Source organism: Crystallibacter degradans (assembly GCF_012952295.1).
GTDB classification, from domain to species: Bacteria; Actinomycetota; Actinomycetes; order Actinomycetales; family Micrococcaceae; genus Crystallibacter; species Crystallibacter degradans.
This window is the reverse complement of sequence record NZ_JABBCH010000001.1, coordinates 672192-696848: the sequence shown is the minus strand read 5'-3', so window position 1 is coordinate 696848 and position 24657 is coordinate 672192. Positions and strand designations below refer to the sequence as shown.

Sequence of the window (24657 nt, the reverse complement as noted above, 5' to 3'; positions counted from 1 at the left end):
GCGGGCAGCCACGTCCAGCGGGACGAGCAACTGGGTGCGACGAGGCGGTGCCGGTCCGGGACCGGCACCGCCCGAGGCACGTTAGGCGTCGATGATGTTGTTTTCGGGGCCGAAGCCGAATTTGGTGATGTTTTCGACGCCGCCGTCGTCGCCGATGACGAGGATGTCGTGTTCGCGGTAGCCGCCGGCGCCGGGTTCGCCGTCGAGGACGGTGATCATTGGTTCCATGGAGACGACCATGCCGGGTTCGAGGACGGTGTCGATGTCTTCGCGCAGTTCCAGGCCTGCTTCGCGGCCGTAGTAGTGGGAGAGGACGCCGAAGGAGTGGCCGTAGCCGAAGGTGCGGTTCGGCAGGAGGCCGTGGCCGATGTAGATTTCGTTGAGTTCGGCGGCGATGTCCTTGCAGACGGCGCCGGGTTTGATCAGTTCCAGGCCGCGGCGGTGGACCTCGACGTTGACGTTCCACAGTTCAAGGGAGCGTTCGTCGGGCTGGCCGAGGAAGAGGGTGCGCTCGAGGGCGGTGTAGTAGCCGGAGGTCATCGGGAAGCAGTTCAGGGACAGGATGTCCCCTTGCTGGAGTTTGCGGGTGGTGGCCCAGTTGTGGGCGCCGTCGGTGTTGATGCCGGACTGGAACCAGACCCAGGTGTCGCGGACTTCCTGTTCGGGGAAGGTGCGGGCGATTTCGTGGACCATGGCTTCGGTGCCGATGAGGGCGACTTCGTATTCGGTGATGCCTTCGCGGATGGCGGCCTTGATGGCTTCGCCGCCGAGGTCGCCGATGCGGGCGCCGTGTTTGATGACTTCGATTTCTTCGGCGGATTTGATCATGCGCTGGCGCATGGCGTCCTGGGAGACGTCGAGCAGTTGCGCGCCGGCGAACGCGGCCTGGATCTTTTCGCGGGTCAGGACGGGCAGGGCGTCGTCTTCGACGCCGAGGCGGCGGGCGGTGATTCCGCGCTGGCGCAGGGCTTCCTGGAGGCCGAAGTAGAAGTTGTCGCGGCGCCAGTCGGTGTAGACGATGTTCTCGCCGTAGCTGGTGCGCCAGGGCATGCCGGCGTCGATGTTCGCGGTGATCGTGACGGAGTCTTCGGCGGTGACGACCAGGGCGTAGTTGCGCCCGAAGGTGGTGTAGAGGAAGTCGGAGTAGTACTTGATGCCGTGGTAGCTGGTGAGGATGACGGCGTCGAGTTCCTTGGCGGCCATGATCTGGCGCAGCCCGGTCAGGCGGCGTTCGAACTCGGCGTCGGAGAAGGTCAGCTTCTGCTTGGTGCCGTTGTGCAGGACTTTCAGGCGCTCGAGCTCGGCGACGGAGTTGGCGGGAGCAGCTGCGATGGACATGGAATCTCCTAGAGAATTACGAATTGCGGTACCCGGCGACTGGCAGACGGGTGCAGTCGAAAGGTCGTTGTGGGAGGCAGCCACGAAACCCCGATGTGTTCCCGCTGCCCTTACGGACAAGGTTATGTGCCCTGCATCACAAAAAGTATGGGTAAAACGTCAAGGGATTACTGGAAAGCAATGGACGGTCTGTAAAGAACTTTCGTCCCGCCGTCGAAATTAACCCCCGGCCCCCGCCCGCTTCGTCCGGGTGGTGAACAGGACGCCCGCAATCACCAGGCCCGCGCCGAGGACCTGCATCGCCGTGATCGTCTCGCCCAGCAGGAAGTAGGCGCCCAGCATCGTGCCAACCGGCAGGAAGTTCAGGTACACAGAGGCCTGCGAAGCGCCCAGGATGGCCACGGCGCGGTTGTAGAGGATCAGTGCCACCACGGAGGGGAAGACGCCCAGGTAGACCAGCCCCCACCAATGGCCGCTGCTGCCCAGATCCGGCACCCCCAGGATCAGCCACTCGCCCGCCATAAACGGGAGCAGCATCAGCACGGACAACCCGGACATGACCAGCACCGAGCCGTAGGACGGGAACAGGTGCAGGTACTTCCGCACCCCGATCGAGTACAGCGCCCAACTGGCCACGGCTCCGACCATCAGCGCGTCGCCGGTATTCCAGCCCAGGTTACCAAGCTGGAAGACCTGCCCCTCCAGAACCACCCAGACCGATCCGAAGAGCGAAAGCGCCACCCCGAAAAGCTGGATCCACCGCAGTTTCTCCCGCAGCAGCCAGGCACTGAGCGCCACCGTCACAGCTGGGATGGCCGCCTCCAGCACCGAGACGTTGGTGGCCGAGGTGAACTGCAACGCTGCGTACAGGAACGTGGTGAAGGCGGCGACGCCGGTCACGGTCATGAACAACAGAGGTTTGAAATGCCGCCGGAACAGTGGCGCGGCCTCCCGCGCGCCGCGGTAGCCGAATGGCAGCAGGACCACGAACGCAACGGCCACCCGCAGGAACGCGATGGTGAAGGGCGGCAGGTCGGCCAGCGCCTTTCCCACAAGAATATTGCCAGAGTAAAAAACCACCACGAGAATGCACATCAGGTAGGCGCGCATCACGTGTCCTCTATGATCAGCAGCAAGGGGCAACCTCAGCATCGCCCGTTGCCACCGCCCGCGCCAAATCGTTCCACCACCAAGGAGCAAGACCAGTGGCATCAGTATTGTTGACCGGCGGAACCGGAACCCTCGGCCGCGCCGTCGAACACGCCCTGATTCACCATAACCACACGGTCCGGATCCTCAGCCGCCGCGAGCAGCCGGCCGGACGAGGACCCGGCACCTGGGCACAAGGCGATCTCAAAACCGGAGTCGGGATCGACGCGGCAGTCCACGGCGTCGATACGATCATCCACTGCGCAACCTCCGGCGGGCGCGGCGACATTGCCGGCATCGAAAACCTGATCGCGTCGGCCCGCAAGGCCGGCAGCCCGCACCTGATCTACGTCTCGATCGTCGGTGTGGACAGCATCCCGATGTCCTACTACCGGGCCAAATTCGAAGCCGAGCAGCGAGTGGAAACCTCTGCGTTGCCGTGGACCATCCTGCGCGCCACCCAATTCCACAACCTCGTCTCCGCCCTGTTTGCCGTCCAGCGGCGGCTGCCGCTGGTGTTCGCCCCGGAACTGCGCTTCCAGCCGATCGACGTCCGCGACGTCGCATCGCACTTGGTGGAACTGGCAGCCGCCGGCCCCGCGGGCAGGACTCCGGGCATCGGCGGACCGGAGATACTCACTGCCGAAGAAATCGCCCGCCTGACCCTTCAATCCCTTGGCGTACGACGGCGGGTGGTTCCGTTGCGTTTTCCCGGCAGGATGTTCGCCGCGCTCAGGTCGGGCAACAACCTCGTCCCCGGCAATCGGGTAGGAAAGCGGACCTTCGCCGAGTTCGCCGCCGAACAAACCAGCCGAGGACGATGACCGCAACCCGAAGGAGAATGATGATCGCAGCCATCCTGCACTCTGCCATGGCACCCGGAGAGGCCGGCCAGTCCGGACAAGCCGGACCAACCCGCTATGCCGAGGCCAAGCCGCTGGTCATTGAAGAACTCGAGCGGCCGGAACCGCGCGCCGGCGAGCTGGGCGTGTCCATTACGTATTCCAGCCTTTGCCACTCGGACCTTTCCGTCGTGGATGGCTCTCGGGTCCGTCCACTGCCCATGGCGCTGGGGCATGAGGCGGTAGGACGGGTAGTTACTGTGGGGGAGGGCGTCAACGACGTCAAAGAGGGAGACCACGTGGTGCTGGTTTTTGTCCCCAGCTGCGGAAGCTGCCGCGCCTGTTCCGCCGGTCGGCCTGCCCTCTGCCACCGCGCCGCCGAGACCAATGGCTCCGGCGACCTGCTGCACGGCGAAGCCCTGCTGAAAACTGCCGAGGGGAAGCGGATCAACCACCATCTGGGCGTGTCCGCCTTCGCCGACTACGCCGTAGTTGCCCGCGAATCCGTCGTCGTAATCAACGATGATGTACCGGACACGGTGGCGGCGATGTTTGGCTGCGCAGTGCTGACGGGCATGGGCGCGGTGCTCAATACGGCTGCGGTCCAAGCCGGGCAGTCTGTTGCGGTGTTCGGCCTCGGCGCCGTGGGCCTGTCTGCCGTCATGGCGGCCAGCCTGGCCGGGGCGAGCGATGTTATTGCCATTGATCCGAATCCGGGCAAGCACCAGTTAGCCTTGGACTGCGGAGCCACTGCCGTGGGAACGCCCGAAGATGCCGGCCGCCTGATCGCTGCAGCGACCGGCGACGGCGTCGACGTGGTGGTGGAAGCGGTCGGATCCGCCAAGGTCATCGCATCCTGCCTCGAGCACGTTACCCGCGGCGGCGCCGTGGTCTCCGTCGGCCTGCCGCACCCCTCGGCCGAGCTAACGGTCCCGGCCCTGCAGTTTGCCGGAGCAGGAAAGCGGCTGCTCGGTTCCTACATGGGCGACGCGGTGCCGGAGCGGGACATTCCGCGGTACCTGGAGCATTGGCGGGCGGGAAAGCTGCCCGTGGAACTGCTGTACACGGACACCAAACCGCTGCGCGAGATCAACGAAGGTCTGGACGCGCTGGCATCGGGGCAGGTGGTCCGCCGCCTCTTCCAGGCGTGACCGCTGCCTAGAAACCCCTCGCTACCGCGGCGGCCGCGCGGAGCCAGGCGCGCTGGGTCGCCGGCTGCAGGGCGTTGAACCGGATGGGCCCGTTGACCAGCGCCGGGTCGTACGGAATGCGCACTACCTCGCGAACGAATTCCCGGAAGCCGGTCTCGATCCGGTCCGCCTCGATCTTCGCGCGCTTGCGGGTCTCGCCGGTCATGCCGCGGCCGGCGTCGGTTGATTCGGAGACAATAACGACGGCGTTGCGCGCCAGTTCCGCTTCATGGTCACCGCGTGCCGCGAGGGTCTGCAGGGTAAGGCGCGCAGCCTCGGCCCGGTCCTCCATCGCGGTCACCGGCACCACCAGTTGGTTGGTGTGGTCGATCATCCGGCGCCAGTTGGCGGAGCGGGAGGTGTTCCCGGAGTCCATGACGATCAGCCGGTAGTACTTGCAGGCCACCCGGTGCGCGATGTCCACTTCCTCCGCGGTTACCTCGTGGTCGCCTTCTTCATTCTCGTCCGAGCGCAGCACATCGAACTTGTCCGCAGCCTGGTGATGGACGTAGTGGGCAAGGTCGGCAGCGTTGGATTCGGGGGAGAGGAGCTTGCCGGACGAGTCCACCAGATCCAGCACGCTCGAGGCATGCGGGCCTTGCTCGGTGCGCCAGCCTAGCGTGCCCTGCGACTCGTTGTTGTCCCATGCCAGCACCGGGCCGCCGCCGTAGCGGGCGAGGATGGCGCTGAGCATGACCACGGTTGGGGTCTTGTTGGCCCCGCCCTTGCGATTGACGACGGCGACCGTGCGCGGCCCCGGCCAATGCTGACTGACGAGCTGTACGTCCGCACGCTCGGCCAGCTCTTCCTTGGACGGCTCTACCCGCAGGCCCATTTTCGCCAGCACGCCCCGCCAGCCCTTGGTGGCCGGCTCCTTTGCCGAGCCAGTGACGAGGAAAGACGTCTCCCGCAGGTCCCGCCGGCGCCGGGCCTGCCCGCCCTCCTGCGGCTGAGGCTCTTGCCCGCCGTCCTCCTCCCGCGAGGTCACTGGCTCGCCGTCGTTCTGCTGCCTGCGCAACCTGCGGCTGGGCGGCTGGAATTCGTCGGCGCTGGTGGTGTCCGGATCAGAACGTTCTCCGGCGTTGTTGGTCCGATTGGCAGCAGCAGCAGCTGCCGGAAAGTCCGGAACTTGCCTGGTCATAGCCGTCCTATCATCCGGGGAGGTGAAATGATTTACTACTGATCATCTCCGGCCAGCTTCAGATGAACAAATGAAAACGGCATGAATGAAGCATCTGTGGATAGTTCCGCCCCTGCCGGGCGCGGCTGTTTTGCGGCGCTTACCGCCCGTTGTCGCCGAGTTCGTAGCGGTACGTGCGGGCGTTCACGCCGTCCCGGGTGGGGTGCTCGTCCACCGCGCTCCAGTTGAGGCGTTCGTAGAAGAGCGCCGCATTGCCTTCGCCGAGCAGTGTGACCAGCTCCGCCCGCGTGGCACCCGCAGCGCTCGCGTCCTCCAGGAAGCGGTTGAGGAGTTTCTGGCCGGCACCGGTGCCCCTCGCGGAGGAGTCAACGGCAATGGCAGTAACGACGGCGATCTGCCCGCCGGACGTAGCGTTGGACTCAGTGCTGGACGCAGTACCGGACGAAGTGCTTGCGGCCGGTCCGGCTGCGGGGGTGCGATGTGACTTCGGGGTGAGGATCCGCTTGAGGTAGGCTCGCCCGCGGGTGCGGACGAAGTGGGCGCCGAGCCGCGGCCGCTGGGCCAAAGCCAGCAGCCCGGCCAAGGCAAGCCGGACGCGGTGGCGGCGAACGACGTCGTCAATATGGCGGAACTGGTCCGTGGAGCCAACGAGGAAGCCAACGGACTGCGTGCCCCGGGCGTCAACGCGCTCGGCAACCAGCGCGACGCCAAAGGGTGAGTCGAGGAAACTGGCATGCCAGCGGCGGACAAAGCGCTCGCCCATCTGCGGGAACAGCCCGTCGGGCACATAGCGGCACTGCCACGCCGCCATGGTGCTGAGGTCGGTCGGCGTGGCCGGGCGCACGGTTACGCTCGGAACGTCTGGGGCAGGCAAATTAACTCCTGGAACAGGGAGGTGGCCAGCACCGAACGCGGTTGTATCAATTGTCGACTGCAGACGGCCCACTCCTCTTTCTTTGATGACGTCTCATCTAATGTCTGTGTGCACAGTGTAAACGACCAACCTTTCCGCAAACTGACAGGCTGGGGGAGGCAGCCGCGTCTGATCAAACGCGCCCCTCCCCAAGCGGCCCGTCCGCTCCTAGACTTAACGCTTGGGGCGTGGACCGCCCGCGCCTTTTCAACAATCGGGTTCATTACAGAATGCAGGTGAGCGCAATGACTGGTCGTGTAGTGCATTTCGAGATTCCCGCGGAAGACGAGGAACGGGCAAGGAACTTTTACAACGCGGCCTTCGGCTGGAACATCCAGCCCATGCCGGAGCTGAATTACAACATGGTCATGACCACGCCGACGGATGACCAGGGCATGCCGAGCGAACCGGGCGCGATCAACGGCGGTATGTTCCGGCGCGAAGGTGAGCTGAAGACACCTATTATTACGCTCGACGTCGAGGATATCGATGCTGCACTGGAGAAGGTGGGCAGCCTGGGCGGGTCCACGGTGGAAGCCAAAATGGCCGTCGGCGACATGGGGTTCGCCGCCTACTTCCGGGACAGCGAGGGGAATCTGATGGGCCTGTGGCAAACAGCCGCGCCCTCCGCGGGCTAGGCGCAATCCGGCGGTTGCCCTTGCGGGATCGGCCGTGAATGGCAGAATCGCACTCATGAAGCTCCACCTGCCGCTCGCATGGCCCACATCGCAGCCATCGCACGCCGGCGTGGTGCTCCGCCCGTTCCGCGACTACGATGCGCACCTCGCCGTCGAACTCTCGCAGGATCCCTACATCCAACTGATCAGCACCATTCCGGCCCGGCCCACCGAGGAAGAAGCGCTCGAGTGGATCCTGTACCAGAACGGACGCTTCACCGAGGGGATGGGCTACTCCTTCGCGATCGCGGACGCCGTGACGGACCGGGCACTCGGCCAGATCGGCATGTGGCTGAAGGCGATAGAGACAGGAAGAACGACGGCGGGTTACTTGGTTGCGCCGTCGGCGCGCGGCCGGGGCGTGGGCGCCGCGGCATTGACAGCGCTCACGTGCTTCGCCTGGACACTGCCCGTGCTGCATCGGGTGGAGCTGTACATCGAACCGTGGAACACGGGTTCCATCCGCACGGCCGAAGCCGCCGGCTACCAGCGCGAAGGACTGCTGCGCAGCCACCAGGCCATCGGCGGCGAGCGCCGGGACATGCTGCTCTACGCCGCCATCCGGCCCTAGTGCGGGCGTGCCTCATGGTGGGCGCGTCCATGGGAGCGCCGGTCCTCTTTCATCTCGGCCTCGAACAAGTGCCGCTTACCCTCGGCGAGCTCATCGCGCGCGGCCTGCTCCACTGACTTGAACGCGGCGTAGTAGTTGTCGTCGTAGTCTTCGACGATCTGGAACGTCCACCGTCCATCGATTACATTCCGCCCCACAACGTCCTGCTCGACCCGGTCGGCCAGCTCGCCGTGCCCGGCCTTGCGCAGGAGCTCCGCAGCCTCTCCCAGGGCGAGGTCGGCCCTACCCGTCAGGCGGTGGAAGCCGTACAGATAGCCACGCGCGTGTTCAACGACCTCCAACGCCTCGGACAGCTTGCCCAGCGCTTCAACCGTTGCGTCACTGGTGCCCTCGGGGCGGCGGTGGGAATGGTCAGGACCTTCATGCGGAAGCGTCGTCATGGGGAAATTATTGCCGTTGGAAGCGCAAAGCGCGACGCCGGCGTCCAACTTGGCACCGGCGTCGCACTTGGTTTTTTGGTTTTCTTGAAGGGACTACGGCAGCTGCGGGTCCACGCCGTAGTGCTCGGCCAGATCGGTGATCACGGCGTGCGCGCCCTGGATGCTGACGGAGGCGACGAAGGTTTCGTCGTCATCCTGCCGGCCATCTGGCCCTTCCTGGTCGCGGGCCTGGTGCTGGCGGCGATGAACATTCCGGCGCTGAACGCGTTGGCACTGGGCGAAGACACCGCCCGCTCCCTGGGTATCTCGGTGCTGTGGGCGCGCTGCGCAGGCATCGGAGCCATCACACTGCTGGCCGGATCCGCCGTGACCATGGCCGGCCCGATTGCGTTCGCGGGACTGCTGGTTCCGCATATCGCCCGGGCGATGGTGGGGGCCGACTACCGCTGGCTGCTGCCGGCTTCCGCTGTCACCGGCGCCGCGCTGCTCCTCCTGGCCGATACCGCCGGGCGGGTCATCGCGCGTCCGGGTGAGCTCTCCGTGGGCGTGGTGCTGGCCGTCATCGGCGCCCCCTTCTTTGTCTTCCTGGCCCGCCGCCGCAAGCTGGTGACCGTATGAGCACCGTGACCCGCAACGGCGGCAACGTCCGGTCGCTCCGCGTGCTGCGGGCCGGGCCGGTCTCCATCCGGATCAGCCCGCGCGGGCTCTCCGTGGGCGGAGTGCTGGTCCTGGTGCTGGTGGCGGCCATGGCCATCCACGTGGCCAACGGCGGCACACCGCTCGCCTTGCTGGACGTGCTGCGCGCGCTGCTGGGTGATACCTCCGATTCCAAGGTCCACCTGGCCGTGACCGAGTTCCGAGCACCGCGGATGGTTGCCGCCGTCGTCGCCGGTGCCTGCCTCGCAGCCGCCGGCGCCATCACGCAGACCGTCGCCAGGAACCCGCTGGCCAGCCCCGACGTCCTGGGCGTGACTGCCGGGGCCTCGCTCGGTGCCGTGACCGTGCTGGTGCTCGCCGGCGGCGGGAACGCCGGGCTGAGCGGGCTGACCGCAACCATGGGCATGCCGCTGGCAGCCTTCGGTGCGGGCGTGCTCAGCGGCGTCGCAGTCTACCTGCTGGCCTACCGTGGCGGGATCGACAGCTACCGGCTGGTCCTGGTTGGCCTGGGCATCAACGGTTTTGCCGTCAGCCTGACCACCTGGCTGCTGACCCTCGGCGACGTCAGCAGCGCGGCCCAGGCCCTGACCTGGATGATGGGTTCGCTCAACGGCAAGGACTGGGCACTGGTGCAGCCGATGGGGGTCATTGCCGCGGCGCTGCTGCTGGCCGCCGTCTTCTGCGGACGATGGCTGCTGCTGACCAGCTTGGGTGAGGACACCGCCGTCGGACTTGGTACCCGGGTAGGCTCGGTCCGGCTGACGGCGCTGACCATCGCCGTGCTGCTGGCCTCGGTGGGTACCGTGGTCGCCGGGCCGCTGGTGTTCGTGGCGCTCGCCAGCCCGCAGATAGCGCGCATCCTGACCGGTGCCGTAGTGCCCCCGGTGGCCATTTCCGCGTTGGTGGGGGCTGTGTTTGTGCTGCTGGCCGATACCGTCTCCGCCAACGCGCTGAGCGTGGCGCTGCCCGTGGGCGTTGCCACCGCCGTGGTCGGCGCCCCCTATTTGATCTACCTGATTCTGCGCTACCAACGGAGGCTCACATGAGCGCGCCCAGTACCGGCGGGCGGCTGCGCGCCGACGCCCTGACCCTCGGCTACGACGGCCCCGACATTGTCCGGGAACTGTCGCTGTCCGTGCCGGATGCCGCCATCACCGCCGTGATCGGGCCCAACGGCTGCGGGAAGTCCACCCTGCTGCGCGGGCTCGGCCGGCTGCTTGCGCCCAGGTCCGGAGCGGTGACGCTCGACGGCGAACCCCTGGCCAAGCTGTCCACCCGCCACGTTGCCACCCAGCTGAGCGTGCTGCCGCAGACGCCGGCCGCGCCGTCCGGACTGACCGTGGCGGACCTGGTTTCGCGCGGGCGGCACCCGCGGCAGAAGTGGTACCAGCAGTTCTCCGTGTCGGACGAGGCCGTGGTGCTCGATGCGCTGGCGGCCACGGACAGCCTCGAGCTGGCGGACAAGCCGCTGGAGGATCTGTCCGGTGGCCAGCGGCAACGGGCCTGGATCTCAATGACGCTCGCTCAGGAGACCGACATCCTGCTGCTGGATGAACCCACCACCTATCTCGATCTGGCGCACCAGGTGGAGGTCCTGGAGCTGGTCCGCCGGCTCAACCGGGACCGCGGCCGCACCGTGGTGATGGTGCTGCACGACATCTCGCTGGCGGCCCGCTACAGCGACCACATGGTGGCCATGAAGGACGGCCGGATCGTCGCGCAGGGAACCCCGGCTGAAGTGGTCACGCCGGAACTGCTGCTTGAGATCTTCGGGCTGGCCGCGCAGGTGGTGCAGGAACCGACAGCCGGACGGCCGCACGTCATCCCCTTGGGCGCCGGCGTTTAGCCAACCTGTTGGCCAGCTGTTAGCCAGCTTGGGCGGCTGTCTGGCTGCGACCTGAGGTCGGACGGCTAGCCGCAACCTGGCCGGACGGATCCCAGCACGTGCACGTGCAGGGCACGCCCCTACTGCGCCTGACTACCGAAGGAGGTGGAGACCGCGAAGTCCCCGCCGACAATGTAGCTGCGGCGGTACTCGAGCGGACGGCCTCCTGCATAACCCACGCGGTCGATCAGGAGCAGGGCAGTGTCCGCGGCGCACTGCAGCGACCTCGCCTGTTCCTCGGTGGCGACGACGGCGGTGAGCCGTTCTTCGCCGCCATCCAGCGAGATTCCGCACGCTTCCTCGAGCTCCTGGTACAGGGCAGTATTGGAGAAGTCCCGCTCCAGCAGCGGCCCGACCTGTTCGGCCGGCAGCCAGACGTCATCCAGCGCCAGCGGAACGCCGTCGGCATAACGCCGTCGTGAGAGATGGAACAGCGGTTCATCCGCCGGGAGCATCAGCCGCTGGGCTACCGCTTCGTTTTGCTCCACTTCCTGGGCCAGGACGTCACTGTAGTGCTCCATTCCTGCTTCCTGCAGGGTGGCGAAGAGGCTGTACACGGGACCGTAGGCGGTGCTTTTTCCCGCGACGACCTGTGGCAGGGCAACCGGCTTGCGGCCGCGTTGCGCGGTGACCAGCCCGGCCTCGCGCAGGGGGCGCAAGGCAGCGCGGATGCTGCCGCGGCTCGCACCGTATTCGTTGGCCAGGGCCAGCTCGCCGGGAAAACCATCGCTGAATTCGCCCTTCTGCAGCCGGCGGTGCAGATCCCGGCTGATGGCTTCCCAGAGCGGAGTTCCGGGCGCGGTGCTGCCAGACCCTGCAGCCGAAGGTTTTGCATGGTCCTGCCCGGTCACGTAGCCTCCATTTGGAGAAATGTATAAACATTTGCGGCCGCTCCGGCCGCAACGAGGAGCCTGAATGCCGTCGCCCAAGCCAACTGCCCCAGCCAGTAACCCCCGCAACCGTAACTTTACCGTGACGGCCACGGTCCTGGGCGTGGCCGTGCTCCTGCTGTTCGTTGGCATCTTCGCCTACCAAGGGGGTAAATCGCAGCAGGCCGCCAGCGCTGGACAGGGTGAACAGGCCGGAGAGAACGCCCAGCGGGGCAGTGAAGGCGAACTGGACATGTCCCGGCGGATCGCGGATGACCCCACGGCCCTGGGCGCCGTGGACGCGCCGGTGGTCATGGTCGAGTATTCGGACTACCGGTGCCCCTTCTGCGGCCTCTTTGCCCGCGACACACTGCCCGCCCTGGTGAAGAAGTACGTCGACAGCGGTGATCTCCGCATCGAGTGGCGCGACCTGCCGGTCTTCGGGGAGGAATCCATGGAAGCAGCACTGGCCGGGCGTGCGGCAGGGGAGCAGGGCAAATTCTGGGAGTTCAATAAGGCCGTCTACGATGCCGCACCTGAACGAGGACACGCGGACCTGAACCGGGAGCGCCTGATCGAGTTCGCCGAGCAGTCCGGCGTGCCGGACATGAAGAAATTCGAAGCGGACCTGGAGTCGAAGCAGCTGCGTCAAGCAGTTACCCGGGACGCACAGGAAGCGGCCTCTCTCGGTGCCACCGGAACACCTACCTTCCTGGTCAACGACACGCCCTTTGTCGGTGCCCAGCCGCTGGAGGCGTTTGAACAGGCCATCGACGCCGAGCTGAACGAAGCGAGAAGCAAGTAATGGAAATCGGCTACGCAGGCGCCTTTCTCGGCGGAGTGCTCACGCTGCTCAGCCCGTGTTCCGCCTTGCTGCTGCCGGCGTTTTTCGCCTATGCCTTTTCCACCAAGACGCGGCTGGTCGCCCGGACGGCGCTGTTCTACGCGGGCCTCCTGTCTACCCTGGTGCCGCTGGGGGTCTTCGCCGGGGCGCTCGGATCCCTGATCACCCAGCACCGCCATGGCCTGGTAGCGGTGGCGGCCACGCTGGTCATCCTGCTCGGTGCGGCGCAGATCCTCGGCCTCCGGCTGCCGGCCGTCCTGCGGAACAATTCGCAAGCCGGCTCCTCGGGCCTGTCGGTCTTCGTCCTCGGGACGGTCTATGGTGTCGCCGGGGTCTGCACCGGCCCGATCCTCGGCTCCATCCTGACCGTGGCGGCCGTCGGCAGTAACGCAATGTACGGCGGCATCCTGCTGGCGATTTATGCGCTCGGCATGGCGCTGCCGCTCTTTGTGCTGGCGCTGGTCTGGGATCGGCTGGGCATCAGCGGGCGCCGCTGGCTGCGTCCGCGGCCGCTGGTGATCGGCCGCTGGTCCAACTCTTGGATCGTGGTCATTTCCGGCATGCTCTCCATCGGCATCGGAGTCCTGCTGCTGGTGACGGACGGAACGGCAGGGCTGGGCGGCATGCTCAGCGTGGGAGACCAGTTCCGGTTGGAAACCACGGTCAGCGGCGCGGCGTCCGGCGTCTCCAACCTGGTCTTCGCCGGCATCGCCGCGGTGGTGCTGGTTGTCGCCGTCGTGCTGTATCTCAGGAGCCAGCGGACCCCGCGCGCAAGTGGCGACTTCGCCTCGGTCAGCGCTGCGACCCGGGACAACAAGAACAAGGAAGAGCGATGAAAAGCGGCCTTGTGCCGCTGAAGGGGGCGCTTGCGCTGTGGCCGCGCCGGCGCTGGCTGGCCGCGCTCGCAGCCGCAACCGCCACGTATGTAGTGGTGGCCGTCCCGACCGACCTGATCAACACGCCGTTTTTCGTCCGGGAGGTTCCGCCGACCTGGTGGTCCTTCCCGGTTCTGGCCATCACGGCCGCGCTGGCCGGTTTGGTGGCCGCGACCTACGTGGCGCGATTGCCGGAGGTGTCGCCAGAGCGCGGGCAGCGGATCGGAGTCGCGGGCGCCATTGTCTCCTTCTTCGCCGTCGGCTGCCCGGTCTGCAACAAGCTGGTACTCCTGGCCCTGGGCACCTCCGGCGCCATGCAGTATTTTGAGCCGGTCCAGCCGCTGCTGGCAGTGGTGTCGATCGGCCTGCTGGGCTGGGCGTTCTTCCGGCGTGCAACGTCCGAAGACCGCTACACGGTACCGCAGAAAACAACGACGCCGGCACTCACCGGCCGCTGAATCTCCGGCGTACGAACCTATCCCGGGGTGTCCTGCTTTTCGGGGACGGCAATGGCGTAGACGGTCCGCTCCTTCGTCGGGAACAGGGCCGTCCCATCGGCCAGCATGGACACCGGAAGGACAAAGTCGCCCGTGTCCAGAATGGCGCCGGACTCTATATCGATCCTGGCCGCCACGCCGTCGAGCTCGGCGTAGGCCACGCCAGGGCCGGCTGCTGTGATTCTCGCGCTGCGGGCGAAGCTCTTGGTCCACAGGGTGCCTTCATCAGGGCGGAGGGCCGTGATCACCTGCGAGCCGTCGCCCAGTTCCGACGCCAGCAGGACCGTGCCGGACGACTCGTCCACCGCTGCCATTCCGGCCGGCGAGCCGGCCAGCTGTCCCAGCAGTTCGCCGGTTCGAAGACTGTAAATAACGTCCTGAGGCTCCTTGCCCTGTTCCTCCCAGCGCAGCACCACGATGCCCCCGGTTGCCGGCCCGTAGCTGCCGGTGAATCGGACTGTCGCGCCCGGCGTTGTCCCGTTCGGCCGGGTGAACTCATCCGCGGACCACAGGGTGCCGCCGGAGCCGGTATCAACGGCCGAGAATCCGGTTCCGGAGCCGATCAAGGCTGTGCCGTGATGCTCATAGAGAGCAGTTTCACCCGCCGGGGTTTCGATCACGGTCCCGGTGTTCGCGTCCAGCAGCGTGCCTGGAGTGGTTCCGGCCGTGAGCGCCTTCGGCGTATTGGCGAAGATGAGTCCGTTTCCCGCGGAGGGGCCGGGAACCTCAGTGGGTCCCCACAGCACGTCGCCGCTGGCGGCAGAGAAGGCGGTGGCCGTCGTGATGCTGACCGGACCCTGCCCGTCCTTTCCGGCGTCGGAATCAAGAATAACGACGGCGGGTTCCCCGCCAACGCTGGTAAGCACAGTTCCCATACAGGACGGATTGGTATCAATGCGCCAGAGGGTGCCCGCAACGTTGAAGCCGTAGAAGCTTAGCGATGAGCGGCCGTCCCGGGGGAAAGCGGAACCGATGAAGGTGGCACCCAGGGCCGCCGGGGCGCTGTCGATCCTGACCGCGGAAGCCACCTCGAATCCGGGGAAGAAGCGCGCACCATCGGTTGAGCCGGTTGAGCCGGTTGAGCCGGTTGAGCCGGTTGAGCCGGTTGAGCCCGTCGAGCCGATTGAGCCGCCGGATGTTATGGGGCCAGTGGGCGTGACGGCGGCGGGCCGATCCCCGGTTTCATTGTGAGGCGAGGTGGGCGGGTTGCCGATATCTACCCGGTGCGCGGTGGGCAAAGCGGTATCTGGCGAGCAGCCAGTAACACCGAGCAAAGCGACAAGGACAAGGCTCGCAGCGGTTCGCCGTCCTGAATGTCTATACATTTCGGTGGCCACGCTACCATGCACAGGAAGACTTTTCCCGCCCGCGCGTCGCGGGCTCAGGATCGACCGAGGAGGAACCATGCCAACGGTGGACAATCCCATGCAAGATGCCCGTGCCGAATTCAGGGCGATGGGGCTGCTGGTTCACGGCGCGGGCCCGGGCGCCCAGGACTGGCTGCCGGGGGTGCTGCGCAGCGCAACCAACGCGGCAGACGCGCTTCCGGCGGGGACCGCTATCGAAGTGGTCATCCAGGGCCCCGGGGTTGCCCTGCTCTCCGGCGGATCCGGGTTTGCCGGCGAAATCAGCGCCGTCCTGGAGCGGCAGATCCGGGTTCTGGCCTGCGGAAACAGCTTGCGTTCCGCCGCCGTGCCGCCTGAGCAACTGCTGCCGGGCGTGGCCGCAGTCCCGGCCGCCATCGCCCACCTGGCTAGCAGGCAATGGGAAGGCTGGGCCTACGTCCGACTCTAGGCCGAAGTTGCGTCCGGCCTAGGAGCTGCCTAGTTCGCCACGTACGGGTAGTCCGTGTAGCCGGAGGCGCCGTCGGTGTAGAAAGTCTTCGAGTCCGGATCGTTCAGGGGAAGGTTTTCCTGCCAGCGGCGGGCAAGGTCCGGATTCGCGATGGCCGGGCGGCCCACCACAACGCCGTCGGCAAGTCCGTCGTCGAGGATGGCCAGCGCTTCTTCGCGGGTGGTAATGACGCCGAAGCCGTTGTTGAGCAGCACCGGACCGCCAAAGCGCGCGCGCAGTTCCTGGACGAGTGCGCCGGCCGGCTCCTTGTGCAGGATGCTCAGGTAGGCCAGGCCCAGCGGGGCAAGGCCGTCCATCAGCGCGGCATAGGTCGCCCGGGTCTCTTCGGCATCCAGTTCCAGGGCGCCCTGGACATTGTGTTCCGGGGAGATACGGATGCCCACCCGGTCAGCGCCGATCTCGGCGGCAACGGCTGCGGCAACCTCGATGACGAACCGTGCGCGGTTCTCCGGCGATCCGCCGTACTGATCGGTGCGCTGGTTTGAGCTCGGTGCGAGGAACTCGTGCAGCAGGTAGCCGTTGGCCGAGTGCAGTTCCACCCCGTCCAGGTCTGCTTCCACCGCGTTCCGCGAGGCCAGCACAAACTCGTCGATGATGCCCGGCAGCTCATCGGTGTCCAGGGCGCGGGGAACAGGGTACGGCTTTTTGCCGTCATAGGTGCGGGTCTCGCCGTCGATCGCTATGGCGCTGGGCGCGACGACTTCGTGGCCGCCGTTGGTGGCTTCGTGCGTGACGCGGCCGGCGTGCATGACCTGGGCGACGATCCGTCCGCCGTCGTGATGGACAGCGTCTGCGACAGCCCGCCAGCCGTCGATCTGTTCCGGCGTGACCAGGCCCGGCTGGCGCTGGAAGCCCTGTCCCGCGTAGCTGGGGTAGGCGCCCTCGGTGACGATCAGGCCCAGCGAAGCGCGCTGCCGGTAGTGCTCGACGACGAGCGGTCCCGGAACGCCGTTCACGCCGGAGCGCATGCGGGTCAGCGGCGCCATGATGAGGCGGTTGGAGAGGTCGAGGGCGCCAACGGACAGCGGGGTAAACAGGCTCACAAAAGTCCTTCTTCTTAACAATGCTTCCGCAGGGGCAACCAAGCGGGCAGACAAGTTATTCCAGCCGGACCCCGCGGGCGAAGCCTGGCGCTACCTAATCCTCGTAGAAGGTCCTCGCCGGCCCCTGGTCCAGCGAGGTCACGATTCCCGCCGCGACCTCGCGCAGCTTGATGTTCCGGGCGCTGGACGCCGTCTTCAGGATTTCGACGGCGGATTCCTGGCTGCACCGGTTCTGCGCCATGATGATGCCCACGGCGACGTCGATGTCCGTCCGGGAGACCAGCGCGGCCTTCAGATTGTCGGCGGTTTCGGCGAGGTGGGCCACGCGGACCGCCAGCATCAGGCCCAGTGACGTCTGCCGCACGAACTGCTCAACCAGCTCAACGGACTTCTCGTCGAACCGTCCTGGCCGGTGGGAGTAGAGGTTCAGCGCGGCCTTGGTGTCTTCCTGAAGGTGGAACGGAACGGCAAGGATGGCGCGCACGCCGTGCTGGAGCACCGCCGTCGTATATTGCGGCCACCGCTCTTCCGTCTGAAGATCGGGAATGAGGACATTGACCTGGTCACGTGAGGCGGTCATGCACGGGCCGTCGCCGAAAGCGTACTGGATCTCGTCCATGGCCTGCGCGTCTTCGCTGCTGCTGGCCACGGTGGCTGACCTCTTGTGCCGGAGCAGGGTTATGCCTGTGAGCACCTCGTCCCCAGGGGTGGAGAGGCTGGAGGATGACAGGCGTGCCATCCCGTCCAGGAATTCCCCGACGTCGGTGCTGTTGAGAACCAGTTCCTGAAGGTGCTGGCTCAAGTGGGTATCTGTTTTAGCGGTGGACTCAGTGCTCAAGACCGTTGGCGCCGTTTCACTCATGCACTGCGCGGGCCCGTCCAGCCCGTCGAAGAGCAATCCAAAGCGGCCCGCTGCTGAACCGTACCGAAAAAGTATAGGCCAACGGCAAGGCTTCTGGCGGCATACTGCCCCGTGGCGGGAGTAATGCCGGACACATGCGCTCAGTCGTCCCCGCTGCCGAGGATAGCCCAGGCGAAGGGGCCCAGCTCCAGCCCGTCGCCGCCCACCTGGACGTCGCCGCCGCGGGCCAAAACCGCGCGGGCGCCAGCAGGCGCGTCGACGCTCACGGGACTGCCGGCGAGGTTGAGCGCCACGGTGAGGGAATGCCCGTCGGCCTGCGCTTCGTAGACAAGGTGTTCGTTGGCCAGGGCCAGAACCCGGGTGTGCGCCCGGTGCAACCAGGGATGACGACGCCGGACGCCGATCAGCTCCTGATGCAGCCGGAAAATGTCCGCGCCCAGGTTGCTGAGCTCCGCCGGACTGTCGGGGAACGCCGGCCGGACCGCGTCGTCCCCGCCGGCACGGTCCTCCTTCACGCCGCGGAACCCCTGTTCGTCGCCGGCATAGATGGAAGGCGTGCCTCCCAGCGTCAGGAGGATAACGACGGCGTGGGGCAGCAGCGCGGTATTGCTCAGCTTGCTGGCCAGCCTGGTGACGTCATGGTTGCCCACGAAGGTCAGCGGGGCGAAGGACTCGAGGAAGCCGTTGTGCCGGTCCAGCGCGGCGGACAGTTCGTAGAGGTTGACGTCGTTGAGCGAACTCCAGACGGCCTTCCACAGCTCGTACTGGGTCACCGAGTCGAGCCCGCCCTCCGCCACGGCAGCGGCGTAATCCCCGTGGATGAACTCGCCGACGAAGTACGCGTCCGGATAGTCGGCGCGGACCGTGTCCAGCACCGGCGCCCAGAACGACGGCGGAACCGCATAGGCCGCATCCAGCCGCCAGCCATCCGCGCCGCGGGCCAGCCAGTACTTCATCACCTCGACCACGAAATCGCGCACCTGCGGTTCCACGTGGTTCAGGGCGAGCAGGTGGTGGTGCCCCTCGAAGTCCTCGTAGTCAGGTTCCGTGCCCGGGCTCCATTGCCCCTCGGGCCAGGAAAGCTTGAACCAGGACGACGACGGCGCTTCCGGCCCCTCCCTGAGAACCTGCTGGAACCGGTCAAAACTGCGGCCAACATGGTTGAAGACCCCGTCCAGCAGGACCCGCAGTCCCCGGGAATGGGCCGCGGCAATGAGGTCCTCAAAGTCGGCTCCGTCCCCGAGGCGTGGATCGATGCGGAAGTAGTCGGTGGTGTCGTAGCCGTGGGTTTCGGCGGCGAAAACCGGTCCGAGCACAATTCCGGAAGCACCGAGTTCCACCACATAGTCCAGCCACGCCGTCAGCCGCGGCAGCCGGTGCTGCACCTCGCTGCCTTCAACGGGAGCGTCTCGTTCCGCCCCGACGAACCCCAAAGGGTAGACCTGCCACCATATGACGTTTTCGACCCAACCCGGCCTGGCCATGAATGCCTCTTTCCGTTGTGGACGCTACTGCCGCAATTGTGTCAGCAATTGGACACATGGACTCCCCAAAGTTCTTCCCACGCGGTAGTTTCAAGAGTACGATCGTAGGTCCCGCGAGGAGAATTATGGCTCAATCCGTCATAAGGGCGACGGCATGATCCGGCTCCGGCAGCTGGCGCAAGCCGCGTCCGTTCTGACAACCCCGTTGGCTCCGGAAGATATTCTGTCCCTGTTCAACCCGGTGTTCTCGGCCCGCCAGCTGCGCGGCGTCGTGACCAAGGTTGTTCCGGAGACAACCGGTTCAGCCACCATTTATTTCCGTCCCGGCCCGGGCTGGAAGGTGCATCAGGCAGGCCAGTGGGCACGCATCGGCGTGGAGCTGGACGGCGTACGCCATTGGCGTTCCTATTCGCTGAGCACTGCCGCCGGAGAGGACCCGGCCATCACGGTGACCGACATCGGGGCCGTTTCCGGTGCCTTGGTGCGCAAGGTCAAACCGGGCGACGTGCTGTTCCTGGCCGCGCCGCAAGGGGACTTTGTGCTGCCCGAACAGCCCCGGCCGCTGCTGATGCTCACCGCCGGCAGCGGCATCACCCCGGTGATGTCCATGATCCGCACACTGGTGCCGGCCCGTCCGGATGCAGATGTGGTGCTGATCCACTCTGCCCGGACCCCGCAGGACAGCATCTTCGGGGAGGAACTGTACGAACTGGCCGACCAGTTCCCCCGCCTGCGAGTCATCCACCAGTTCACTGCCGAACACGGCCGGCTCGACTTCAGTTCGCCCGCCGAGCTGGACCGGCTTTGCCCGGACTGGCGGGAACGCGCCGCCTACGCCTGCGGCCCCGAAGGCTTCCTTGATGATGCCGAAGCGCTTTGGGCGCGCGAAGCCGCCGCCTCCAAATCCGGTGTCCCCGCCGTTCCCGCTGTGACCGGTGCCTTGACGATCGAACGCTTCAGTACCGGCCTCGCCGGGGGAGAAGGGCACGACGGCGGCCTGGTCACCTTCGAGGCGTCCGACCGCGAAATCGAGGCGGACGGAAACACTCCGCTGCTCGACGTCGGCGAAGACGCCGGTATATTGATGCCCAGTGGCTGCCGGATGGGGATCTGCCAAAGCTGCCTCGCACCATTACGGGCCGGACAAGTCCGCGACCTGCGCACCGGGGAAGTCCTCGGGGAACCGGGCCAACTCATCCAGACATGCATTACGGCAGCCGCCGGACCCGTCAACCTGGATCTCTAAGGAGGAAAATTATGGAAAGCGTTTCCACTACGGCCACAGTCCGCAGAACCGGTGCGCTCGCCGCGTCGGGTCATCCGCTGGTCCGCCCGCCGGCCGCCGCCCACCTCTCCGATGAGCAGGTCGCCGAGCTCGGCCGCGAGTTGGACGCCATCCGCGACGAAGTCATCGCCGAGCGCGGTGCCTCGGACGCCGCCTACATCCGGCGGGTGATCAAGGTCCAGCGCGGACTCGAGATCGCCGGCCGCGCGGCACTGCTGGCTGGGCGCAACAAGACCGCGTGGGTCACCGGCACCACCCTCCTGAGCTTCGCGAAGATCCTGGAGAACATGGAGATCGGCCACAACGTGCTCCACGGCCAGTGGGACTGGATGCGCGACCCCGATATCCACTCCACCACGTGGGAATGGGACTTCGTCACCCCGGCCCGTTCCTGGCAGCACACCCACAACGACTTGCACCATCGCTGGACCAACGTGATCGGCAAGGACAAGGACGTCGGCTACAACCTGCTGCGCATGTCTTCGGACCAGCCGTGGCGGCCGTTCAACGTGGGCAACCCGCTCTGGAACGCGATCCTGGCGCCCGTGTTCGAATGGGGGATCGCCATCTACGACCTGGAACTGGTGGATTACCGCGAAGGCACGAAGTCCAAGGCCGCTCTCGTCAGGGACCTCAAGGCGATGGGCCGCAAGGCCTTGCGCCAGTTCACCAAGGACTACGCGGCAACGCCGATCGTGGCCATGGTCACCGGCTCCGGCAAGCAGGCACTCTGGGGAACACTGGCCGCCAACGCCGTCCGCAACGTCTGGGCGCATGCGGTCATCTTCTGCGGCCACTTCCCGGACGGGGCGGATACCTTTACCGAGGAAATGGTCGACGGCGAAACCCGCGGCGACTGGTACGTGCGCCAGATGATCGGATCGGCGAACATCTCCGGTTCCAGGTTCATGCACCTGATGACCGGAAACCTGTCCCACCAGATCGAACATCACCTGTTCCCCGATCTGCCCTCCAACCGCTACATCGAGGTGGCCCCGAAAATCCGCGATATCTGCCGCCGCTACGGCTTGCCCTATAACTCCGGGCCCCTGTTCAAGCAGGTCGGCTCCTCCTGGGCGAAGGTCTTCAAGTACGCGCTCCCAGACAAGGCTGCTCCGGCTTCCTGACACCGGCTCCGCGTTTTCTTGGCATTCCTCGCCAGCTCCCGAGGAATCATGTCAAGATGCCCGCTTGGATTGCTTCTTGACTTTCCTTCCCGGCGGGACCAGTGTTTGTGCAGCGCTAAAAAGCTGCAGCGTACAAACCGGCAGCGGTGGGTTGCGCTGGGGAAGTGTGGCGCATCATGGCATCAACCGGCACGGGTCCGAGCAAGGACGCGGGTAGGCAATCCGGTGGAGGCACCCGCCGGGTGACCGGAGGGTTGTTCATCATCAGCGCCCTCACGTTCGCTGGCGCGGCCACAGTCTTATCGGCGACGTTCGATTGGCCGGATATCCTGCGCGAGCCGGCCGCCGTAGTGCTGCCCGCCTTTGCCGCCGGAGGCCCGGGGCTGGTCTGGACCTGGTTTGCGACCGCCTGGACGTACGGGATTCTTGCCGTTCCGATCCTGCTGCTGCCTTCCGTACTGGGCCGGCGCGAGGACCCGGTACTGCGCGCGGCCACTTACTTTGGCGCCACCTCCGTGGTGCTGTCGCTGATCGGATTTCTGCGCTGGGTCTTCGTCGTGCCGCCGCTGGCCGAGTCCTACGTCGCGGGCGACGCCGCCACCAGAACCGCGGTGGACGCCGCCTGGACTGCCCAGCACCAGTTCGGCGGCGCGCTGCTCGGTGAGCACCTGGGCCAACTGCTGGTCATCGGCTGGACAGTCACACTCAGCGCGGTCATCCTGCACAGCCGTGTCCTGCCGCGCTGGCTCGGCGCCGCCGGGCTTGTCACAGGGGCCCTCTACCTGCTCAACCAGGGGGACATCCTGGCCACAGCCGTGCCCGGTTTCCCTGTCTGGGACCTTGCAGGGCTGATTGGCAGCTCAACGTGGGGACTGTGGGTGGCGGCCCTCGGCGCCGTTCTCCTGCTCAGGCGAACGACGCCGTCGGCGGTGACTCCGCAGTAAGTCCGGCTGTGACTCCATCAAACTCAGCCGGTGTGCCGTCCCGTGAGCTTGTCCCGGAGCCGGTCGACCATGCCGACGCCGGGGCCGACGGTCTTATGAAACAGCTCGGAGTGCGGTGCGTGTGGGTGCGGGCGGGTCGGCGCCAGTTTCTTGGCCTTCTGCACCTTTTCGCCCAGATCGACCAGTTTCTCCGGAGGGATGTGCGCGCGTAGCTGGGGGAACTGCTCGGACTCCTCGTCCTTCGCATGGTGGCGCAATTTCGCCTCCAGTTCGCGGATAAGTTCCATGAATTCCGGGTCAGCGGCGTCGACGTCTTCAACCTGCTTCATCAACCGGACTATCTCGTCGTGCTCTTTCTTATCGTGCTCGACCTCCTTCGCGCCGTTCGGCACGTGCTCTTCTACTGCCGGGTAGACGAACATTTCTTCGGCGACGGCATGACGCATAACTTCGGCAATCACGGTGTCGGCCAGATCCCGGCGCTGGCTCGGATCGGCCGTGCTCTCGATCTGTCCGATCAGCGCGACCATCTCCCGATGGTCGGTTGTGAGGATATCGACGACATCTGTGCTGGTTCCACCACTACTGGTCATGAGACGTCCCTCCTTTGGGTCGTTGCTCCCGTGCGTTGGCAGGAACGGCCAACGTACCATCGCTCAACAGCAAGATCCATGGGCTGCCCGGGAGTCTGGAGGATTGCCAGCGTTCTCTCGCCAAAGTGAGCCAACCCGGCAACCATCGCATACTGAGCAGTAGGCTTTGACCATGCAGAAGCCTCTGGTCCAGGAAAAGACTCCGCTCAAAGTCGTCATGGTCGCCATCGTTGCGGCGCTCGGCGGCTTCCTGTTCGGCTTCGACAGCGCCGTGATCAACGGCGCCGTCGACGCGGTGCAGCAACAGTTCGGGCTGGGCAGCGTACTGCTCGGCTTTACCGTCTCCTGCGCACTGCTCGGCGCCATGATCGGCGCCTGGCTTTCCGGTCCGCTCGCCGACCGCCAAGGCCGGGTCCGGGCAATGCTGGTGGCCTCCGTCCTCTTTACTATCTCGGCCATCGGCTCCGGCCTCGCCATCGGCGTGACCGACCTGATCATCTGGCGCTTCATCGGCGGCATCGGTGTCGGCATGGCATCGGTCCTGGCCCCGGCCTATATTGCAGAGGTCTCGCCCGCGCACAGCCGCGGCCGCCTCGGTTCGCTGCAACAGTTGGCCATCGTGCTCGGTATCTTTGTGGCGTTGCTGACTGATGCGTACCTGGCCGCAGTGGCCGGCGGAGCGGGGGAGCCAATGTGGTTCGGGCTGGAAGCCTGGCGCTGGATGTTCCTGGCCGAAACCGTTCCTGCCGTGCTGTACGGGTTGCTGGCCCTGCAGGTGCCCGAGTCGCCTCGTTATTTGGTGGCCAAAAACGAACTGGTGGGCGCCGCCAAGGTGCTGCGCGACGTCGTTGGTCTTAACGGCAAACAGGCGGTGCAGGACAAGATCCAGGCCATCCGCGAAACCATCCACAGTGAGGAACGGCAGGGCCTCAAAGACCTGATCGGGGGGAAGGGCTGGCTGCTGCCGATCGTGTGGGTCGGCATCTTCCTTTCCGTCTTCCAGCAGTTCGTTGGCATCAACGTGATTTTCTACTACTCCACGAGCCTGTGGAGGTCCGTGGGCTTCAACGAGTCCGATTCCTTCAGCATTACCGTCATCACCTCGGTGACCAACATCCTGGTGACCGTGGTGGCCATCATGCTGGTGGACAAGGTGGGGCGCAAACCGCTGCTGGTGGCTGGCTCGATCGGCATGTTGCTCTCGCTTGGCGTGATGGCACTGTGTTTCAGCCAGGCCGTCGGGACCGGCGAAGACGTCACCCTGCCGCAGCCGTGGGGGGTGGTGGCGCTGATCGCGGCCAACCTGTTTGTGGTTTCCTTCGGCGCCACTTGGGGTCCGGTGGTCTGGGTATTGCTGGGGGAGATGTTCCCCAACCGGATCCGTGCCGTAGCGCTCTCCGTCGCCGCGGCCGCGCAGTGGCTGGCCAACTTCGCGATCACCACAACCTTCCCGTTCCTTGCAGATATCGACCTGACTCTGGCCTACGGACTGTATGCGTTCTTCGCGCTGTTGTCGCTGGTATTCGTCTGGAAGTTCGTGCCCGAAACCAAGGGCAAGGAACTCGAGGCTATGTAGC

The 24657-nt window shown here is 66.0% G+C and carries 26 protein-coding genes; 15 read left to right on the top strand and 11 right to left on the bottom strand.

The features are described from left to right. Window positions 1-81: 81 nt before the first annotated feature. Together HGO92_RS03235 and HGO92_RS03230 are read right to left on the bottom strand one after the other, a co-directional pair. Window positions 82-1338, bottom strand: coding sequence for an aminopeptidase P family protein (locus HGO92_RS03235; RefSeq protein WP_169991755.1), 1257 nt, complete (start codon window positions 1336-1338; stop codon window positions 82-84). Window positions 1339-1557: 219 nt separating this feature from the next. Further along, window positions 1558-2448 carry a DMT family transporter gene (locus HGO92_RS03230; protein ID WP_169991753.1) on the bottom strand — a complete coding sequence of 297 codons (891 nt, stop codon included), beginning with the start codon at window positions 2446-2448 and terminating at the stop codon, window positions 1558-1560. Between the two features lie 95 nt (window positions 2449-2543). On the opposite strand from HGO92_RS03230, the gene HGO92_RS03225 reads away from it, so the two are divergent. Beyond that, entirely contained in the window at window positions 2544-3311 is a 768-nt protein-coding gene (locus HGO92_RS03225; RefSeq protein ID WP_169991751.1) for an NAD(P)H-binding protein, read from the top strand. 20 nt (window positions 3312-3331) lie between these two features. After that, window positions 3332-4480 carry a zinc-dependent alcohol dehydrogenase family protein gene (locus HGO92_RS03220; protein WP_169992056.1) on the top strand — a complete coding sequence of 383 codons (1149 nt, stop codon included), beginning with the start codon at window positions 3332-3334 and terminating at the stop codon, window positions 4478-4480. A gap of 7 nt (window positions 4481-4487) precedes the next feature. Here HGO92_RS03220 and HGO92_RS03215 read toward each other — a convergent pair whose 3' ends face one another. Next, the gene (locus HGO92_RS03215; protein ID WP_240974346.1) at window positions 4488-5660 is read right to left on the bottom strand and encodes a MinD/ParA family ATP-binding protein; all 1173 of its coding nucleotides are present in this window, start codon (window positions 5658-5660) and stop codon (window positions 4488-4490) included. A gap of 139 nt (window positions 5661-5799) precedes the next feature. Then, on the bottom strand, window positions 5800-6534 hold the full coding sequence (locus tag HGO92_RS03210) for a GNAT family N-acetyltransferase (protein WP_169991749.1): 735 nt from the start codon (window positions 6532-6534) through the stop codon (window positions 5800-5802). 284 nt (window positions 6535-6818) lie between these two features. Between HGO92_RS03210 and HGO92_RS03205 the strand changes: the two genes are divergently transcribed. After that, window positions 6819-7211 (top strand): VOC family protein, encoded by a 393-nt coding sequence (locus HGO92_RS03205; RefSeq protein WP_169991747.1) that lies wholly within the window; start codon window positions 6819-6821, stop codon window positions 7209-7211. Window positions 7212-7266: 55 nt separating this feature from the next. Beyond that, window positions 7267-7821 (top strand): GNAT family N-acetyltransferase, encoded by a 555-nt coding sequence (locus HGO92_RS03200; RefSeq protein ID WP_169991745.1) that lies wholly within the window; start codon window positions 7267-7269, stop codon window positions 7819-7821. Here HGO92_RS03200 and HGO92_RS03195 read toward each other — a convergent pair. Then, window positions 7818-8261: a hypothetical protein gene (locus tag HGO92_RS03195; protein WP_169991743.1), complete on the bottom strand. Its 444-nt coding sequence runs from the start codon at window positions 8259-8261 to the stop codon at window positions 7818-7820. The genes HGO92_RS03200 and HGO92_RS03195 overlap by 4 nt on opposite strands. 84 nt (window positions 8262-8345) lie before the next feature. Here HGO92_RS03195 and HGO92_RS03190 point away from each other — a divergent pair, with 84 nt between their 5' ends. Genes HGO92_RS03190 through HGO92_RS03180 form a run of 3 tightly spaced genes read left to right on the top strand, consistent with a single transcriptional unit; the run spans window position 8346 to window position 10764 of the window. Next, the gene (locus HGO92_RS03190) at window positions 8346-8879 is read left to right on the top strand and encodes a FecCD family ABC transporter permease (RefSeq protein ID WP_240974345.1); all 534 of its coding nucleotides are present in this window, start codon (window positions 8346-8348) and stop codon (window positions 8877-8879) included. Next, window positions 8876-9964, top strand: coding sequence for a FecCD family ABC transporter permease (locus tag HGO92_RS03185; protein WP_169991740.1), 1089 nt, complete (start codon window positions 8876-8878; stop codon window positions 9962-9964). The genes HGO92_RS03190 and HGO92_RS03185 overlap by 4 nt, the downstream gene beginning before the upstream one ends. Continuing rightward, entirely contained in the window at window positions 9961-10764 is an 804-nt protein-coding gene (locus HGO92_RS03180) for an ABC transporter ATP-binding protein (RefSeq protein WP_169991738.1), read from the top strand. Before HGO92_RS03185 ends, HGO92_RS03180 begins: the two co-directional genes overlap by 4 nt. A gap of 119 nt (window positions 10765-10883) precedes the next feature. Here the strand turns inward: HGO92_RS03180 and HGO92_RS03175 are convergent, their stop codons facing one another. Continuing rightward, entirely contained in the window at window positions 10884-11654 is a 771-nt protein-coding gene (locus HGO92_RS03175; RefSeq protein WP_346768830.1) for a GntR family transcriptional regulator, read from the bottom strand. A gap of 64 nt (window positions 11655-11718) precedes the next feature. On the opposite strand from HGO92_RS03175, the gene HGO92_RS03170 reads away from it, so the two are divergent. Genes HGO92_RS03170 through HGO92_RS03160 form a run of 3 tightly spaced genes read left to right on the top strand, consistent with a single transcriptional unit; the run spans window position 11719 to window position 13849 of the window. Next, entirely contained in the window at window positions 11719-12477 is a 759-nt protein-coding gene (locus tag HGO92_RS03170) for a DsbA family protein (RefSeq protein ID WP_169991734.1), read from the top strand. After that, a complete protein-coding gene (locus HGO92_RS03165) occupies window positions 12477-13352 on the top strand; it encodes a cytochrome c biogenesis CcdA family protein (RefSeq protein ID WP_169991732.1) in 876 nt (291 codons plus the stop codon). Before HGO92_RS03170 ends, HGO92_RS03165 begins: the two co-directional genes overlap by 1 nt. Continuing rightward, window positions 13349-13849 carry a hypothetical protein gene (locus HGO92_RS03160; RefSeq protein WP_169991730.1) on the top strand — a complete coding sequence of 167 codons (501 nt, stop codon included), beginning with the start codon at window positions 13349-13351 and terminating at the stop codon, window positions 13847-13849. The genes HGO92_RS03165 and HGO92_RS03160 overlap by 4 nt, the downstream gene beginning before the upstream one ends. 17 nt (window positions 13850-13866) lie before the next feature. Here the strand turns inward: HGO92_RS03160 and HGO92_RS03155 are convergent, their stop codons facing one another. Next, window positions 13867-15126, bottom strand: coding sequence for a PQQ-binding-like beta-propeller repeat protein (locus HGO92_RS03155; RefSeq protein ID WP_169991728.1), 1260 nt, complete (start codon window positions 15124-15126; stop codon window positions 13867-13869). 166 nt (window positions 15127-15292) lie between these two features. Here HGO92_RS03155 and HGO92_RS03150 point away from each other — a divergent pair, with 166 nt between their 5' ends. Next, window positions 15293-15682, top strand: a complete 390-nt coding sequence (locus HGO92_RS03150) for a DsrE family protein (protein ID WP_169991726.1) — start codon at window positions 15293-15295, stop codon at window positions 15680-15682. Between the two features lie 29 nt (window positions 15683-15711). On the opposite strand, the gene HGO92_RS03145 is transcribed toward HGO92_RS03150, so the two are convergent. The 3 genes from HGO92_RS03145 to HGO92_RS03135 form a co-directional block, all read right to left on the bottom strand. Further along, on the bottom strand, window positions 15712-16785 hold the full coding sequence (locus tag HGO92_RS03145; RefSeq protein ID WP_169991724.1) for an oxidoreductase: 1074 nt from the start codon (window positions 16783-16785) through the stop codon (window positions 15712-15714). A gap of 94 nt (window positions 16786-16879) precedes the next feature. Further along, window positions 16880-17587 (bottom strand): GAF and ANTAR domain-containing protein, encoded by a 708-nt coding sequence (locus tag HGO92_RS03140; RefSeq protein ID WP_346768829.1) that lies wholly within the window; start codon window positions 17585-17587, stop codon window positions 16880-16882. Between the two features lie 200 nt (window positions 17588-17787). After that, window positions 17788-19131: an alpha-amylase family glycosyl hydrolase gene (locus HGO92_RS03135; protein WP_169991720.1), complete on the bottom strand. Its 1344-nt coding sequence runs from the start codon at window positions 19129-19131 to the stop codon at window positions 17788-17790. 154 nt (window positions 19132-19285) lie between these two features. Between HGO92_RS03135 and HGO92_RS03130 the strand changes: the two genes are divergently transcribed. The 3 genes from HGO92_RS03130 to HGO92_RS03120 all read left to right on the top strand — a co-directional run bounded on the left by HGO92_RS03130 (window position 19286) and on the right by HGO92_RS03120 (window position 22487). After that, the gene (locus HGO92_RS03130) at window positions 19286-20377 is read left to right on the top strand and encodes a ferredoxin reductase (RefSeq protein WP_169991718.1); all 1092 of its coding nucleotides are present in this window, start codon (window positions 19286-19288) and stop codon (window positions 20375-20377) included. A gap of 11 nt (window positions 20378-20388) precedes the next feature. Beyond that, window positions 20389-21543 (top strand): fatty acid desaturase family protein, encoded by a 1155-nt coding sequence (locus HGO92_RS03125; RefSeq protein WP_169991716.1) that lies wholly within the window; start codon window positions 20389-20391, stop codon window positions 21541-21543. A 176-nt stretch (window positions 21544-21719) separates the two neighbouring features. Next, on the top strand, window positions 21720-22487 hold the full coding sequence (locus HGO92_RS03120; RefSeq protein WP_169991714.1) for a DUF4386 domain-containing protein: 768 nt from the start codon (window positions 21720-21722) through the stop codon (window positions 22485-22487). Between the two features lie 23 nt (window positions 22488-22510). Here the strand turns inward: HGO92_RS03120 and HGO92_RS03115 are convergent, their stop codons facing one another. Continuing rightward, entirely contained in the window at window positions 22511-23080 is a 570-nt protein-coding gene (locus HGO92_RS03115) for a hemerythrin domain-containing protein (protein WP_169991713.1), read from the bottom strand. 172 nt (window positions 23081-23252) lie between these two features. On the opposite strand from HGO92_RS03115, the gene HGO92_RS03110 reads away from it, so the two are divergent. Next, the gene (locus tag HGO92_RS03110) at window positions 23253-24656 is read left to right on the top strand and encodes a sugar porter family MFS transporter (protein ID WP_169991711.1); all 1404 of its coding nucleotides are present in this window, start codon (window positions 23253-23255) and stop codon (window positions 24654-24656) included. Window position 24657: the final 1 nt, after the last annotated feature.